Source organism: Sphingobacterium sp. LZ11T8 (assembly GCF_024261425.1).
Classification (GTDB): domain Bacteria; phylum Bacteroidota; class Bacteroidia; order Sphingobacteriales; family Sphingobacteriaceae; genus Sphingobacterium.
Map to the genome: position 1 here is coordinate 12,609 of NZ_JANBZY010000011.1, position 14,881 is coordinate 27,489.

Genomic DNA, 14,881 nt, shown 5'->3' on the forward strand with positions numbered 1-14,881 from the left:
ATGGAGATGCCCCGATCTATCGGGGCATTTTTTATGCCCTACAGTTCCCCAAAAAACTGTCAAAGACATGCCTAGCCTTACAAATCAAATTTGTAATTTAATGGAATCTCACTAAATTTCATCTTTAAACGAAATACATGGTACGACATATCCTCCGAAAAGAAGAAAATGGTTACGATTGGTACGAGATCCTGGACCCTACCCTAGAGGACTTTATCGAACTCAAGGCAAAATACGACCTGAACGACGCTTCCATCAAGGATTGTTTGGAAATTGGCCATCTTCCCAAGATTGAGGAATTCGACAATTACCACTTCCTGATCTTGCGTTCCATTGCAGATTCCTTTCCGGAAAATTCGGATACCTTAGCGGATATCACCTTACGTATTTCGGTCTTTTATGATGAAGATTTCATCATAACGGTCCACAGGAATGAAATCCCATTGCTCAATGAACTGATTGAACTGGACAAGACCAATAAAAAGCTGAAGTCCAGCAAGAGCCTGGTCAACAGCTTGGTATCGCAATCGCTGAAAACTTTCGAAAACCTGGTGATCAATGATTTGGCCGAGAAACTGGATGATTATGAAGAGATCGTGTTTTTGCACAGAAAGCGGAAACCCTTCCTGATGAAGCTTTATTACCTGAAAAGGCAGGTAGACCTTATCAAGATAATCCTAACCCTGTACAAGGACATTGTGGACTATTTCCATATGCCGGAATACCAGAACATCTATACGCAGGACCTTAGGGACATTTACTCCAGAACGAACACCTTGTATAGGAATATTGCTGAAAACACGGCTCAGTTGCTTTCTGTTTACTTTAACATAGAATCCAACCACACAAATGAGATCATGCGCATCCTGACCATTATCTCGGTGTTCTTTATGCCATTGACCTTTATCGTCGGGGTATATGGGATGAACTTCAAATATATGCCCGAACTGGAATGGTTGCTAGGCTATCCTGCAGTCTGGATCTTGATGATCTTGGTTTCCCTAATGATCTACATCTGGTTCAAAAGGAAAAGATGGTTATAATAAAGGCGATTTCTTGGGCGTAGTAGCCACAAAATCTTTGAGATAGAAAGGCTCAAAATAGGCCACATCTTCAAATTTCTGATCCACAAATTTCTTGTAGGAAACTTCATCCTGGAAGTTGGCAATGGAATCGAAGCCAGCAATGACCTGAACCTGATCGTTATTTTCAAACGTAGGCATAAACTTATCTGCACCTGAACCGAAAAGTATCAGTCGGTATCCATCGTTCAGGTAACCATCAAATGTATGTTCATCGATGATCAAGGCTTCAGTTTCCTTATACAGGCTTCCGTCTGTGTGGAATACTGCGGTATAAACCTCTCTCCGTCTTGCATCGATCATTGGCAACAGTAGCACCTTATGATCACTTTGGGGATATTTGGCCATGAAACCGTCTTTTAGCGCTTCTAAGGTATTATTGGCGATAAGCGGGATATCCAAGGCGTAACACAGTCCTTTTGCCGTAGAGACGCCAATTCGCAATCCGGTATAAGATCCTGGCCCCATGCTTACGGCAACTGCGGCAAGCTGATCGAGGGACATGGCAGCCTTATCCATTAATTCCTGGATGAAAACGGTCAGTTTGGTCGCATGAAGATTGGGCTCATTGCCGACTACGCTGCATAGATTTTGACCATGATTGGAAAGAGAAACTGAACACAGATTGGTCGCAGTCTCGATGGAAAGGATATACGAATTTGACATAGTGAATTAAGGGACTGGATCGTGCCCATGTCCACCCCAAGGGTTGCAACGGGCAATACGTTTAATAGTTAGCCAACCACCCTTGAAAGGGCCGTGCTTAAGAATTGCTTCTTTGCCGTATTGGGAACAGGTTGGGGAATATCGACAGCTAGCGCCGAGCAATGGCGATAGAAATAGCTGGTAAATCTTGATTATGAGCAAAAAAAGCCACTTTATGGGTAACTTAATTCCTTTCTCCCAGATTAGATTTAGATATTTCATGTTCTAGTTTACCGATCAATTGACCAAGCTTGCCCTGAAGCGTTTCCATAGGTAGCTTTTCATTACTTACGTACTGAATGGCCAGCAACAAATTTAAGGAATGATCTTGCAAAAAGGAATAGAGTTTGTCTTTCTCGAGCCTGTAACATTCCCGGGTAAGTCTTTTGATACGGTTTCGGTCCACTGCTTTTTTGAAGCGTTTCTTGGGGACCGAGGTAATGACCTGAGCGGGGAATTGCTGTTCGGGACTGGCGGGCTGGCTAAGGTAAACCACTCGGAAAGGATATACAACAAAAGAAGAACCATTATGGAAAAGATCGTCAATAGACCTTTTGCTACATAATCGTTCTTCTTTTTTAAATGTATATTTTTTCATCACGATGACCATAAAGCCGGCTAAAACAGCGCGGTCCCTATATCACCGGCGAGCGCAAGATTAACCTTTGTGACGGCTTTCGTCAGAAACTGAAAGGCGTTTTCTTCCTTTTGCTCTACGAGCAGCAAGTACTCTTCTACCATTTGCAGAGCTCATACGCTCTCTGAATCCGTGTTTATTTCTTCTTTTTCTTTGCGAAGGTTGAAATGTTCTCTTCATGACGCTTTTATGCTTGTTTTAATACTTTTAATCAAATTATCCCTCAAAAGAGGAATGCAAAAATAAAGTTTATTTCACACATACGCAACACTCTAAATCTAATAAATAAAAAAAAGCAAATTATTTGGGCCAATAACCCTCATAATTTGCTTTAGAGCATATATTTTATGCTTATTTATTTTTTAAAATATCGCGAATCTCAGCAAGCAATGCTTCCTCTTTTGTAGGAGCTGGAGCTGCTTCTGGTTCTTTTGGTTCTTCTCTTTTCAAAGAATTGATCCCTTTAATCACCAAGAAAATACAGAAAGCAATGATCAGGAACTGGATCAACACGTTGATGAAGTTACCATACGTTACGGCTACTTCGGCAACACCTGCTGCTTCGTTTCCTTCTTTGATAACATACTTCATGGCGGAGAAATCCACACCACCGGTGATGAATCCAATAGGAGGCATGATGATATCATCGACCAAGGAGGTAACGATCTTTCCAAACGCGCCACCGATAACAACACCGACAGCTAGATCAATCACGCTGCCGCGCATAGCGAATTCTTTAAATTCTTTTAAAAATCCCATAAGTTAAATAGTCTAAAAGTGAATATAATATGTTTAAATTGTTTTTCCCTTAATAGTTGTGTAATGTATTGAATATCTTACAAAAAAAGCGGTTTACATTCACAAACTAAAATTATTTTCAAAATAAATGAGTATTTTTATTGTATACTAGGTACTTGTACTGAAGTAGCCGCACACAAAACTTTAAATTATTTTTTAAAGAGAACGAATACATATAAAATTATTATATTTGAGGAAACAAATTAACTACTAAATACAATTTTTCAACCCAAATCTATACGTTGAGAAATAAAAAAAATCATGTGAATCTAGGGTAATTTGTGTAATAACTTTATGAAAAAAATATTAATAGCCGACGACCATATTATTGTCCGACTGGGGGTTTCAACTGCCATTAAAGAGACTTTAAAAGCGGTTGAGATAGTCCATGCGCAAACATATGATGAGGTATTTGCACAATTAAAGACAACACATTTTGATTTACTTCTCCTAGATATCAATATGCCGGGAGGAAATAACATCAAGGTGATCAAGGAGTTGTTGGACATTCAACCTGACTTAAAAATCTTAGTCTTTTCTTCTTATGACGAGACCCTGTACGCCCTTCGCTATATAGAGGCTGGTGCAGCGGGCTATGTCAATAAAACGACTAGCATGACCGAATTCACCAATGCCATCAATAGCATTTTTGAACGCGGACGCTATATGTCAGAAGCCATTAAGGACCTCTATGTTCAAAAATTGACGACCAGTAAATCCAAGGTGGATAGCCTGAACCCTCTGTACAAACTTTCTAATCGCGAAATGGACGTGGCGAGACACTTAATAGAAGGATTGGGAATCATTGAGGTTTCAAACAGGTTGAACCTAAGCTCATCCACAGTGAGTACCTATAAGAGTAGAATCTTCGAGAAACTGGGTGTACACAACATCCCAGATTTGATATCGCTGTTCAAAATGAACGCAGATAAGGAATAACCAAACGGTTATTCCTTATTTTTTTATCTTCTGCCTATGGTTTAAAACCCTTAGGTCAGATCAGCCATGCTCTTCACGGGAATGTCTTCTCGCGAAACTACATTTAAAGGCTTCTGCTCGGTAAATTCATATCCATTGGCATCTAGCTTCCAGAGCAATGGCGAAAGGAAGCTGATACAGGCTTTGGCACCTTGGTTGATCGCCGCCATATTATGCGTGTCCTTGGAATTCTTCGCTTCGTTTTCAATTTCAAAGGGCCCTGAAAAGCCGCGCTCGTGCAGAACCTCCGCAAAGCTGTTCCAGTCCATATCATCAGTACCTCCAAAACCCGGAAGCATCGCGGTATAATGATGACGGTCCCAATCGCTCTGGGGCACACTGACACCCGCTCGTTTAGCAAGTTCAGCATGCACCTGCTGCATGGGATACATTCCGCCCCACTCTACCCTAGCCTTGCTGCTCAGCATCCTAGTTGTTTTTACATGTACACGCTTCAATCGCTCGATATCCATTTCTTCAATTACCTCCACGGGATCTGTATTCTGCCAGATATCATGGGAAGGATCGTATATCTCTCCATGTGCCTTGCTAGGGATCATCGTGTACATTAGTTTGCGAGCTGCCAATACGCCGGGCAGGTTGTTGAAGGTACTTGTGTAACGAGAGGAACGCCATCCTTCCATCGGACAGTTTTCGTAGACCACCGTTACGCCCAGGTCTTCTGCATAGCGGATGATGGGCTCGAAAACCCGTTTATATTCATCGAGGTTCTTTTGGAAGCCGTCGATTTGGTTACCCAGCTCATGGTTATAGCCTACGAATGTCCCCACCATGACATTGTTTTCATCTCCACCCAGCAAATGAGCTATTCTAATCAGTTTTAAGAGATGGTCCTGGTTTTTCAGCCTTTCCCCCTCATCACCGCCGATCATGTTCTCAAAAGCCCCCAAAGACAGCCTTAGCCCTTTATTATTGAAGGCTTCCAATGTTCTTTTGGCCTCCTCTGGACCGAAGCCTTCGTAATCCAAATGGGTAGCGGTATGGTCAGCCCTGGAACCATCCTTACGGAACACACAGAGATCAATTCCCTGCGCACCTAATTGGGCAGCAGTATCTAATAGTTCGGATTGTCCCAACTGGTCGTATGCGGAGCTCATCAGCCAAATGGGATTCTGGATCTGTTTCATCTTATATCTAGTTTATTCGAATATACACATAAAAAAAGCCCAATAATGGGCTTAGTTCTTAATAGGGTTTAAAGATCTTTATTTCTTGTTTTTCAGACCTTGGATTCCTAGGCGTAGATCTTGAGCTAATGTCTTGATATCCTGCAGGCCTTTTCTTACTCGTGTACCAGCGGCACTATTCCCTTTTGCAAAAAACTTGTCTGCGTCATTTTCTAATCCGTCAATTAGAGACTTCAACTCTTTGAATTTATCAATACTTGCCATAACTTTTAGATTTATTTATAATTTTTAATAGTAACTCACTTAAAATTAGCATCTTTTTTCTATAAACAAAATCTAAAAAACAAAAAAGGTGACCTTTTCAAGCCACCCTTTATTTATTAAATAGGATAAGATTAATCTACATTATCGTGTAGAAAGGAGTTGTTCGGTCTGATTTCAGTCTCACCATCATCAAAAGATAGGGTGAAACGGGAAACCTGAGATTCTGAGGAATGAGGAACATCATCCAATGTTTTTTGCTTTCTTTTGTAAGCTGGCTCATTCTCAAGCTCTTGAAGACCATTTGAAGATTTCAACTTCATGCTCAGTTCTTTCAGGCGAAGGATACGCTCCTTGGTTTTCAACAACTGATCTTCGAAATTAGTTTCTTCTTTCTTCGCTTCTTCCAACTCGATTTCAGCTTTTGGCTGAACAACTTCGTTCACTGGTTCTGGAGTTGGCTCTTCCTTCTCTTCGGTAGGTTTGTATGTATCAAATACAGTAGGCAACTTGAACTCGAACAGTGATGGCGAAGTCTTTAATTCAAATCCATGTGGATTTGGATCTTCCTCAATTTCTTCCACATCAGAGTTATCATCTAATTCCAATGTATGGCGAACGATTTGAGATTCGTTTTTTTCCACTGCATTTGCTTGTTGGGCAGCTACTGCTGCTTTGTTTGAAAACAAGTCGCTTTGTGGAGCTTGATTCGATGGCGAGTCCACTGGCGTACTAGGCTTCACGAAAGCACTAGCTTCAGTATTGCTTCTATCCACGAATTGATTGGTCGTTACCGGTTTAACGAATGCTGAAGTCGATACCTCAGGAGTCAAAGGAATGGCAATCTTTTCCATTTCTTTTTCCTTCACACGCTCTTCAGAAGTCTGAAAACCAGTAGCGATTATGGTTACTGAAAGTTCCTCTTCGTAGTTTGCATCGATACAGTTACCCCAGATTAAGTCAGCTGAAAGGCCAGCTTTTTCTTGGATATAGTCTGTAATGATCGCAACCTCATCCATGGTTACTTCACGGGTACCGGAAGTAATGTTCAATAGGATGTAACGAGCACCTTCAATTTCATTGTCTTTTAATAATGGTGATGCCAACGCGCCTGTTACAGCATCTAATGCACGTTGTTCACCTGTTGCCACAGCATTACCCATGATCGCAACACCAGAATCGTTCATTACGGTACGAACGTCCTTGAAATCGACGTTTACATATCCAGGGATGGTGATGATCTCTGCTATACCTTTGGCCGCAGTGGTCAAGATATCATCTGCTTTGGCAAATGCAGCAGTCATCGTCAGGTTCCCGAAGATTTCGCGCAAACGGTCGTTTGAAATAACTAGATAAGAATCAACGTATTTGCGAAGTTCTCCCAAACCGTCTTCTGCTTGCATACGACGACGTTTACCTTCGAATGTAAATGGAGTTGTAACGATAGCAACGGTCAAGATTCCTAATTCCTTTGCTGCCTTGGCAAGCACCGGACTAGCTCCAGTACCAGTACCACCACCCATTCCTGCAGTAATGAAAAGCATCTTTGTATTGGTACCCAACATGCGTTTGATATCCTCAATACTTTCGATAGCTGAGTTTTCACCAACATCAGGATCAGCGCCAGCACCCATACCTTCTGTAAGACTCGCTCCCAATTGCACCTTGTTTGGAATAGGGCTAAGCTCCAAAGCTTGCGCATCTGTATTGCAAACTATGAAATCAACACCACTAATTCCTTGCTTATACATGTGATTGACTGCGTTTCCGCCGCCCCCACCTACACCAATTACCTTGATAATTGATGAGTTCTCCTTTAACATTTCAAATTGTATCGACATATATTTTATCCTATTTAATTCTTCATCAAGCCTTTACGTTAACACAACGCAAGTCAACAATTCTAATGTAATATTACCAAATTCTTAACAAGAGTTTTCCACATTTGTTAAAATGTGGAAAAAACAAGTCGATGTTGATAATTATTTCTTACCGATGAATGTGTCGTCGTCTATATCCGCCCCATCTTTGATCCAATCGCCTAAAAAACGAGTCAACCACCCTTCTTTTTTGTTTTGACCTTCCGCTATTTCTTTAACGCCTTCTTTCACTTTTCCTTGTGTTGGCGCAGTCTTTTTGATGAATTTCTCTTCATTCCGTTTCTCTTCTTCCTCGATCGACTGAATCCCTTTGATCAATAGACCGATACCGGTTGCATACAATGGGCTCTTCAATTCTTCAAATGCCTGCTTGTTCAACATATCGGTTTTTGCAAGGTATTCATTCGGATATCCAATTCGACAATCGATTCCAGTGATATATTCTACCAATTGAACCAAGTGCTTTAATTGTGCACCACCACCAGTGATCACGATTCCTGCAATCAATTTGTCTTCATAACCTGAAGATTTGATTTCATAGAACACGTGCTCGATGATCTCTTCCATTCTCGCTTGAATGATATATGCTAAGTTCTTAACGGAAATTTCTTTAGCTTCTCTTCCTCTGATACCAGGTACACAGATAACCTCGTTCTCTTTGTTCTCATCGGCTAAAGCTGATCCGTAACGTACTTTCAATTGCTCAGCTTGATTGCGCAATACGGCACAACCTTGACGGATATCTTCCGTAACGATATTTCCTCCCAAAGGAATAACAGCCGTATGACGGATGATGCCCTCATGGAAGATAGCAACGTCGGTAGTTCCACCACCGATATCCACCAACACAACACCTGCAGTCTTTTCCTCTTCATCCAACACAGCCTCGGATGATGCAAGAGGTTCAAGAATCAATTCAGAAACTTCAAGGTCCGAGTTGTCCACACATCTCTTGATGTTCTTGATGTCGGTAACACGACCAGAAATGATATGGAAGTTAGCTTCCACTCTTCTTCCCGCCATACCGATTGGTTCCTTGATACCAGGTTCGTTGTCAATGGTAAATTCTTGTGGCAAGACATGGATGATCTCCTCTCCCGGAGGCAGTACCAATTTGTACATGTCCGAGATCAAACGCTCGATATCCAGGCGTCCGATTTCATCATCGTCATTCTTTGTTAAAATACCACGGTGTTGGATACTCTTGATGTGCTGTCCGGCAATACCTACATTGACAACTTTGATGTCAACATTGGATTGACCTTCAGCCACAGCAACAGCCTCACGGATACTTGTAACGGTCTTCTGGATGTTGGCAACAACTCCACGATTTACGCCGGCAGATTCCGCTTTCCCTACACCTAATAACTCAACCTTGTTCGATCCACTACGACGACCTACAGTTACGCAGATCTTTGTCGTACCGATGTCCAATCCAACGATAATTGGATTTTCTTTTTCATTTTCTACAATTCTAGGTTTCATATGCTGTGTTTGATGCTGTATGTAATTTGTTTCTTAAATCTTCTTGTTAATTTTCATTTGCAGGCTATCGATAAACCAATCACCCTTGCGCTCGCAGACGATCTGTCCGCTATACTTCACGTTCACCTTGCTGTATGCATCGGAGCCTACTCTTGGAAGGATATGCGTATAGAACTTCTTCAAACGTTCCAACTTGTAGCTTAAAGAGTCTGCATTTCCGATGATCAATTGTTGGCTGCCCACTCTAGGAACAATCTCGATATCTCTTTCATCATTGACATAAAGTTGGACGATCTGGTTGCTCCAAAGCTCATCTGCTTTTGTTTCCTCAACGATCCTAACCAGGTCTTTCACCAACTGGCTCTGTACAGGCTCCAAAGATTTCTTATAGCCCTCTTTGATATTTCCGTTTGCAACCATGACATGCGGTACATATTTTAAGGTCACTGGAATCTTATTTCCTTTGGAGTCTACATAGAACTCCTGCCCACCTTGATTGATGATCCTGACAACAACCTCGCGCTGCTGAACGGAAACGCGCATTGTACCATCCATATCCATATGAACATCAGCATTGGATACATATGGTGATTTTTTCAATTCCGTTTCGATCTGTTGCAATGGCAATTGGTTCAATTGCTTGCCTACCACTGCTCCAAACTTCTCCTTGATCATCGATGAAATATCATTCTGATCAATGAAAGTCTCCTTTCCTTCTACCATCACTTTGAGTGCGGTACATTCTTGCACCTGGTCTTTCTTGTTGACCAAGCTCATCAACATGCCGACACCTACGATGGCCACTAATCCTAAGAAAAAATAGCCGACTTGACGCCATTGTATATTTCTTATTCTATTTAGCATGGTTCAATTCTTCTTTAAGAGGTTTCACCAATTTGTCAATATCTCCAGCTCCAACGGTTACCAATAATTCTGGATCTTCTGTTTTCACGATTTCTAGAACTTCCTCTGGGCTTACCAAACGCTTGTTTTCCAATTCGATCTTGTTCAACAACCATCTTGAGTCAACACCTGGGATTGGCAATTCCCTTGCCGGATAGATTTCCATCAACAGCAACTCATCTGCCAAGGCCAACACTTCTGCAAAGCCATCAACAAAATCCCTTGTCCTGCTGAAAAGGTGCGGTTGAAAAACTACCGTCAATTTCTTGTTTGGGTACAGTTTTTTCATCGAGGTCAAAAAAGCCCTCAACTCTTCTGGATGATGTGCATAATCATCGATGTACACATTCTTATCAGACTTCACGATATATTCAAAGCGTCTTTTCACACCTTGGAAATCAGATAATGCCGCAACGATTTTATCAGCAGGGATATCCAAAAGATGTGCAACCGTAATGGCCGCAACTGCATTTTCAACATTGTGCAATCCTGGAATTCCTAAATGGATATCCTTGATCACTAAATCTGCAGAGTGGTAATCAAAATAGAACTCTCCATTTTCCACCCTTACATTTTCTGCATAGGCATCACAGACCTGCTCTCTTGCATAGCTGATATCACCTGAAAAAGGCAATCCAATCTTTACGATTTTCTTTCCGTCATCTACGACCCTATCCAGGAACATCTCAAAAGAAGTAATCAACTCCTGAGGATCGCCGTAGATATCCAAGTGATCCGCATCCGCAGACGTCACGATGGCAATATTTGGATGCAGGGTCAGGAATGAGCGATCATATTCATCGGCCTCAACCACCACTACATCATTTTCTCCAAAGAGAACATTGTTTTGATAATTGGTACTGATGCCGCCTAAGAAGGCTGAGCAATCAAAACCAGAATGTTTCAAAACATGTGCTACCATGGTCGAAGTTGTTGTCTTTCCATGTGTACCTGCAACTGCAATGGTAAATCTACTTGCAGAGATAAAACCAAGTACCTGAGAGCGTTTGAACAGTTCATGTCCGTGATCAACAAAAAACGCTTTCAATTTTAGATCCTTTGGAATAGCAGGTGTGAAAATGATCAGGGTTTCATCGCTTGCCGATTTAAAAGAAGCAGGAACGGAATCCACATCATCAGCATAACTGATCGGCATGCCTTCCGCTTCTAATGTTCTGGTAAGCTCTGTTGAGGTACGGTCATAACCGGCCACCTCACAGCCCAAACGACTAAAATAACGAGCCAATCCGCTCATGCCGATTCCGCCGATACCCAGTAGATAAACTCTTTTTATTTTGTCGATATTCATTTTCTATTTTCTATTATACTCAATACTTCTTGTGCGATCACCTCATCTGCGTCAGCCAAAGCCAATTTCAGAATATGTTCGCCTAGTTCTTTCTGCTTGCTTTCTTCCTGAAACAAAGCCAAGACCGTAGGAACCAGCTCTTCACGAGCCACATTATCTTTCACCATCAGGGCGGCATCCTTTTCAACCAGGGCATTTGCATTCTTGGTCTGATGGTCATCCGCTACATTTGGCGATGGCACCAAGACCACTGGCTTACCTACCACGCATAATTCTGATATGGTCCCTGCTCCTGCTCTCGCCACGATAACGTCAGCTGCTGCATAAGCATAATCCATACGCTCTAAGAATGGCATCAACTTGATGGTCTCCGGTAATTGATCTGCCAGTTCAGCATTCAATTTCTCGTAGTAGTAGCTACCACATTGCCAGATTACCTGTATTCCTGCTGCCACCAATTCCTCCAAACCGGCTTTAATGCTATCATTCAAGGTCAATGCACCAAGGCTTCCACCAGTAACCAACAAGGTTTTCTTGTCCAGATCCAATCCAAAAGCATGGATAGCTTCCTCTCGTTTACCTTCAATGGCTACTGAAGATTTACGGATCGGATTACCGGTCAACAAAACGCGGTCTGCCGGAAAGAACCTTTCCATGCCTTCATAGGCAACACAGATCTTTTTGGCCTTAGCACCCAACTTTTTGTTTGTCACCCCTGCAAAGGAATTCTGCTCTTGGATTACCGTCGGCAACCCCATCATATTCGCCATCATCAATAATGGCCCAGATGCATAACCGCCAACACCAATCGCCGCTTCCGCTTTAAACTCTTTAAGAACTTTCCTCGCCTTCCACAAGCTTTTCAACATCTTGAATGGAAGACTTATATTTTTCAGTAAGGACTGACGGTTGATCCCAACGATATCCAGTCCTACGATTTCATATCCCGCTGCCGGTACTCTTTCCATCTCAATTTTGCCATTGGCCCCTACGAACAGGATCTCAATATCTGGAGACAGGTTTTTTAACGCATTGGCTATCGCTATCGCCGGGAAGATATGCCCTCCGGTTCCACCACCACTTATGATTACTCGATGCGCCATTCAATATTTCAATTAAATTGAGCCAACTACCACTTTGCGTGGAGCCTTTACAACTTCTTTTTCTTCTTTAACTTTCAACTCTTCAACATTACGGCTCACACTTAGGATGATCCCTAAGGCTACACTCGTAAACAAGATCGATGTTCCCCCCATACTCACTAATGGAAGAGGAACCCCGGTCACTGGTCCAAGACCAACGGCAACCGCCATGTTTGCCAAAGCCTGAATCGTCAGACTGAAGCCCAACCCGGCTGCCAGAAATGCCCCGAAGGCCCGCGGACTTAAGGTGACAATCCGGATACATCGATACATCAATGCTATATACAGGAAGAGCAACACCGCCCCTCCGATCGTGCCATACTCCTCAATGATAATGGCGAAAATAAAATCTGAATATGGGTGAGGCAAAACGTTACGCTGAACACTGTTACCGACACCTTTACCAAACATCTCACCCGTAGCAATCGCTATCTTGGCATTGTTTGCCTGGTAGTTTTTATCATCCTGAAAGGACCCTTTCCCTTCATGCACTTCTTCTGTATTGAAGAAACCTTGAATACGGCTGATATAAGTAGCTCGTCTAGGCCCCATAAAGATCACCAGCATCAACAGCACTCCTCCGCCCATACACACCACTGCAATCTGTTTGAAACTGATACGACCGATCAACAACAACAATACACTCACCCCAAACAGCATCAAGGCTGTGGAAAGGTTTGCCCAAGCGATCAATACGAATACAAAACAAACCGCTCCCATTATCGGAATAAAGGATTTCTTCACGTCCTTGATCTCCTCTTGTTTGCGGGACAGCATCCTCGCCAAGAAGGTAATCAAGGCCAATTTCGCCAAATCCGAAGTCTGGAAAGTCTGATTGATCACGGGAATAGTCAACCAACGACTGGCATCATTTACCTTGCTACCGAAAACAAGGGTATATAACAACAATGGAATCGTGACTACCATAAGCAACTTGGAAATCCCAGCATAATAGCGGTAATCCAACTTATGTGATAGATACATCATCACTAAACCTGCAACAACGATGAAAAGGTGTTTGAATAAATAAAGTTCTGTACCTTTTCCTTCCTTGTATGCCAAGGTGCCTACTGAGCTATAAACAGCTAATAGTGACCAAATGGATAGCAAGATCACAATGATCCAGATCCATTTATCGCCTTTTAGTTTAGAAAAAATGTATTCCATTGTCCTCCTAATTATAAAGTCATTACCGCTTCCTTAAATTTATCACCACGATCTTCGTAGTTCTTGAACCAGTCAAAGCTGGCACATGCTGGCGATAACAATACGGTATCACCTTTCTTCGCCAAATGAGATGCGATCTGAACAGCATCACTCATCGAGGCGCTATTGACGATTACATCCGTATCATCCTCAAAAGCCTCATGAATACGGCCCGTATCCTTTCCGATACAGATGATTGCTTTCACTTTTGATTTCACAAGGTCTTTCAACATTTCATAATCGTTGCCTTTATCTACACCACCCATGATCAACACAATATCCGTAGAGAAACTCTCAAGTGCATACCAAACCGAATTGACATTGGTCGCTTTAGAATCATTGATATAATTAACCCCACCGATACAAGCTACATGCTCCAATCTGTGTTCCACGTTCACAAATGAACCCATGCTCTCCTTCATCGTTTGGTTCCTCAATTCCTGAGCCTTAGCAACCAGTCCTGAAGCCATGTTGTTGTAAACATTGTGCTTGCCTTGCAGTGATAATTCTTCGATATTCATGATAAAAGCTTCTCTATTTGGTATTAAAATGTACAAATTCTTCTCCTCGTCCAGATACGCACCGGTATCTACGGTTCCTTCCTGTGTAAATGGCAGGTGCATTGCTGCTGTTGGATGTTTCTCCAGGGCTGCCATCGTCTCCGGATCATCTTTACAATAGATAAAGTAATCCGTCGGCTTTTGATTTTGAACCATGCGGAACTTCGAGGCCACATAATTCTCCATCTTATAATCATATCGATCCAAATGATCGGGTGTGATATTCAAAATCACGGCAACATCAGCGCGGAAGTGGTACATATCATCCAGCATAAAACTGGAGATCTCCAAAACGTAAGCATCATGTTGCTCTCTAGCTACCTGCAAGGCAAAGCTATTTCCTATATTTCCAGCTAGACCTACATTCAGACCTGCATTCTTCAATATATGGTAAGTCAACAAGGTTGATGTTGTCTTGCCGTTTGAACCCGTGATGCACAATAATTTGGCATCCGTATATTGAGCTGCAAACTCGATTTCCGAAATGATCGGTAGACCTAAACCTCTTAATTCTTTTATCAATGGAGCCTTCTCCGGAATCCCTGGGCTCTTCACCACTAGATCGGCGTTGATAACCAATTCCTGTGTGTGCTGCCCCTCTTCAAATGCAATCCCCTCTTTTTCCAAAGTGGCTTTATACGTATCAGCTATCGTTCCCATATCTGACACAAACACATCAAAACCCTTATCCTTACCTAGGATCGCTGCACCAACTCCACTCTCGCCTGCGCCTAAGATCACTAGGCGGCCAGTTTGAGGGTAATATGTGTGTGCTATATTCGACATC

The 14,881-nt window shown here is 42.3% G+C and carries 16 protein-coding genes; 2 read left to right on the plus strand and 14 right to left on the minus strand.

Going from position 1 to position 14,881, the window contains the following annotated elements:
* The first annotated feature begins 137 nt into the window (after positions 1-137).
* Complete coding sequence (locus NLF99_RS18860; RefSeq protein ID WP_185214353.1) at positions 138-1,043, plus strand: CorA family divalent cation transporter; 906 nt, start codon at positions 138-140, stop codon at positions 1,041-1,043.
* Here NLF99_RS18860 and tsaB read toward each other — a convergent pair.
* The 5 genes from tsaB to mscL form a co-directional block, all read right to left on the minus strand.
* Positions 1,038-1,748: a tRNA (adenosine(37)-N6)-threonylcarbamoyltransferase complex dimerization subunit type 1 TsaB gene (tsaB, locus tag NLF99_RS18865; protein WP_254530130.1), complete on the minus strand. Its 711-nt coding sequence runs from the start codon at positions 1,746-1,748 to the stop codon at positions 1,038-1,040. The genes NLF99_RS18860 and tsaB overlap by 6 nt on opposite strands.
* 6 nt (positions 1,749-1,754) lie before the next feature.
* Complete coding sequence (gene yidD / locus NLF99_RS18870) at positions 1,755-2,009, minus strand: membrane protein insertion efficiency factor YidD (protein WP_185214351.1); 255 nt, start codon at positions 2,007-2,009, stop codon at positions 1,755-1,757.
* Positions 1,972-2,385: a ribonuclease P protein component gene (locus tag NLF99_RS18875; protein WP_185214350.1), complete on the minus strand. Its 414-nt coding sequence runs from the start codon at positions 2,383-2,385 to the stop codon at positions 1,972-1,974. Before NLF99_RS18875 ends, yidD begins: the two co-directional genes overlap by 38 nt.
* Before the next feature lie 60 nt (positions 2,386-2,445).
* Positions 2,446-2,604 carry a 50S ribosomal protein L34 gene (gene rpmH, locus NLF99_RS18880; protein WP_093098370.1) on the minus strand — a complete coding sequence of 53 codons (159 nt, stop codon included), beginning with the start codon at positions 2,602-2,604 and terminating at the stop codon, positions 2,446-2,448.
* A gap of 171 nt (positions 2,605-2,775) precedes the next feature.
* The gene (gene mscL / locus NLF99_RS18885) at positions 2,776-3,183 is read right to left on the minus strand and encodes a large-conductance mechanosensitive channel protein MscL (RefSeq protein ID WP_185214349.1); all 408 of its coding nucleotides are present in this window, start codon (positions 3,181-3,183) and stop codon (positions 2,776-2,778) included.
* Positions 3,184-3,516: 333 nt separating this feature from the next.
* Here mscL and NLF99_RS18890 point away from each other — a divergent pair, with 333 nt between their 5' ends.
* Positions 3,517-4,161: a response regulator transcription factor gene (locus NLF99_RS18890; RefSeq protein ID WP_185214348.1), complete on the plus strand. Its 645-nt coding sequence runs from the start codon at positions 3,517-3,519 to the stop codon at positions 4,159-4,161.
* 50 nt (positions 4,162-4,211) lie between these two features.
* Here NLF99_RS18890 and NLF99_RS18895 read toward each other — a convergent pair whose 3' ends face one another.
* The 9 genes from NLF99_RS18895 to murD all read right to left on the minus strand — a co-directional run bounded on the left by NLF99_RS18895 (position 4,212) and on the right by murD (position 14,880).
* Positions 4,212-5,348, minus strand: coding sequence for a sugar phosphate isomerase/epimerase (locus NLF99_RS18895; RefSeq protein ID WP_185214347.1), 1,137 nt, complete (start codon positions 5,346-5,348; stop codon positions 4,212-4,214).
* A gap of 78 nt (positions 5,349-5,426) precedes the next feature.
* Positions 5,427-5,612, minus strand: coding sequence for a histone H1 (locus NLF99_RS18900; protein ID WP_185214346.1), 186 nt, complete (start codon positions 5,610-5,612; stop codon positions 5,427-5,429).
* Positions 5,613-5,743: 131 nt separating this feature from the next.
* Positions 5,744-7,450, minus strand: a complete 1,707-nt coding sequence (ftsZ, locus tag NLF99_RS18905; RefSeq protein WP_185214345.1) for a cell division protein FtsZ — start codon at positions 7,448-7,450, stop codon at positions 5,744-5,746.
* 141 nt (positions 7,451-7,591) lie between these two features.
* Positions 7,592-8,974 (minus strand): cell division protein FtsA, encoded by a 1,383-nt coding sequence (gene ftsA / locus NLF99_RS18910; protein ID WP_185214344.1) that lies wholly within the window; start codon positions 8,972-8,974, stop codon positions 7,592-7,594.
* Between the two features lie 33 nt (positions 8,975-9,007).
* On the minus strand, positions 9,008-9,838 hold the full coding sequence (locus tag NLF99_RS18915) for a cell division protein FtsQ (RefSeq protein ID WP_185214343.1): 831 nt from the start codon (positions 9,836-9,838) through the stop codon (positions 9,008-9,010).
* Positions 9,828-11,186 carry a UDP-N-acetylmuramate--L-alanine ligase gene (murC, locus tag NLF99_RS18920; RefSeq protein WP_254530133.1) on the minus strand — a complete coding sequence of 453 codons (1,359 nt, stop codon included), beginning with the start codon at positions 11,184-11,186 and terminating at the stop codon, positions 9,828-9,830. The genes NLF99_RS18915 and murC overlap by 11 nt, the downstream gene beginning before the upstream one ends.
* Positions 11,183-12,289, minus strand: a complete 1,107-nt coding sequence (gene murG / locus NLF99_RS18925) for an undecaprenyldiphospho-muramoylpentapeptide beta-N-acetylglucosaminyltransferase (RefSeq protein ID WP_254530135.1) — start codon at positions 12,287-12,289, stop codon at positions 11,183-11,185. Before murG ends, murC begins: the two co-directional genes overlap by 4 nt.
* Before the next feature lie 12 nt (positions 12,290-12,301).
* Positions 12,302-13,495 carry an FtsW/RodA/SpoVE family cell cycle protein gene (locus tag NLF99_RS18930; RefSeq protein WP_185214340.1) on the minus strand — a complete coding sequence of 398 codons (1,194 nt, stop codon included), beginning with the start codon at positions 13,493-13,495 and terminating at the stop codon, positions 12,302-12,304.
* A gap of 11 nt (positions 13,496-13,506) precedes the next feature.
* Entirely contained in the window at positions 13,507-14,880 is a 1,374-nt protein-coding gene (murD, locus tag NLF99_RS18935) for a UDP-N-acetylmuramoyl-L-alanine--D-glutamate ligase (RefSeq protein ID WP_254530137.1), read from the minus strand.
* Between the last annotated feature and the right edge of the window lies 1 nt (position 14,881).

Bases quoted from the DNA above. Each gene is read 5' to 3' on its own strand.
- NLF99_RS18860 (WP_185214353.1), top strand. From the start codon at position 138: ATGGTACGACATATCCTCCGAAAAGAAGAAAATGGTTACGATTGGTAC.
- tsaB (WP_254530130.1), bottom strand. From the start codon at position 1,748: ATGTCAAATTCGTATATCCTTTCCATCGAGACTGCGACCAATCTGTGT.
- yidD (WP_185214351.1), bottom strand. From the start codon at position 2,009: ATGAAATATCTAAATCTAATCTGGGAGAAAGGAATTAAGTTACCCATA.
- NLF99_RS18875 (WP_185214350.1), bottom strand. From the start codon at position 2,385: ATGAAAAAATATACATTTAAAAAAGAAGAACGATTATGTAGCAAAAGG.
- rpmH (WP_093098370.1), bottom strand. From the start codon at position 2,604: ATGAAGAGAACATTTCAACCTTCGCAAAGAAAAAGAAGAAATAAACAC.
- mscL (WP_185214349.1), bottom strand. From the start codon at position 3,183: ATGGGATTTTTAAAAGAATTTAAAGAATTCGCTATGCGCGGCAGCGTG.
- NLF99_RS18890 (WP_185214348.1), top strand. From the start codon at position 3,517: ATGAAAAAAATATTAATAGCCGACGACCATATTATTGTCCGACTGGGG.
- NLF99_RS18895 (WP_185214347.1), bottom strand. From the start codon at position 5,348: ATGAAACAGATCCAGAATCCCATTTGGCTGATGAGCTCCGCATACGAC.
- NLF99_RS18900 (WP_185214346.1), bottom strand. From the start codon at position 5,612: ATGGCAAGTATTGATAAATTCAAAGAGTTGAAGTCTCTAATTGACGGA.
- ftsZ (WP_185214345.1), bottom strand. From the start codon at position 7,450: ATGTCGATACAATTTGAAATGTTAAAGGAGAACTCATCAATTATCAAG.
- ftsA (WP_185214344.1), bottom strand. From the start codon at position 8,974: ATGAAACCTAGAATTGTAGAAAATGAAAAAGAAAATCCAATTATCGTT.
- NLF99_RS18915 (WP_185214343.1), bottom strand. From the start codon at position 9,838: ATGCTAAATAGAATAAGAAATATACAATGGCGTCAAGTCGGCTATTTT.
- murC (WP_254530133.1), bottom strand. From the start codon at position 11,186: ATGAATATCGACAAAATAAAAAGAGTTTATCTACTGGGTATCGGCGGA.
- murG (WP_254530135.1), bottom strand. From the start codon at position 12,289: ATGGCGCATCGAGTAATCATAAGTGGTGGTGGAACCGGAGGGCATATC.
- NLF99_RS18930 (WP_185214340.1), bottom strand. From the start codon at position 13,495: ATGGAATACATTTTTTCTAAACTAAAAGGCGATAAATGGATCTGGATC.
- murD (WP_254530137.1), bottom strand. From the start codon at position 14,880: ATGTCGAATATAGCACACACATATTACCCTCAAACTGGCCGCCTAGTG.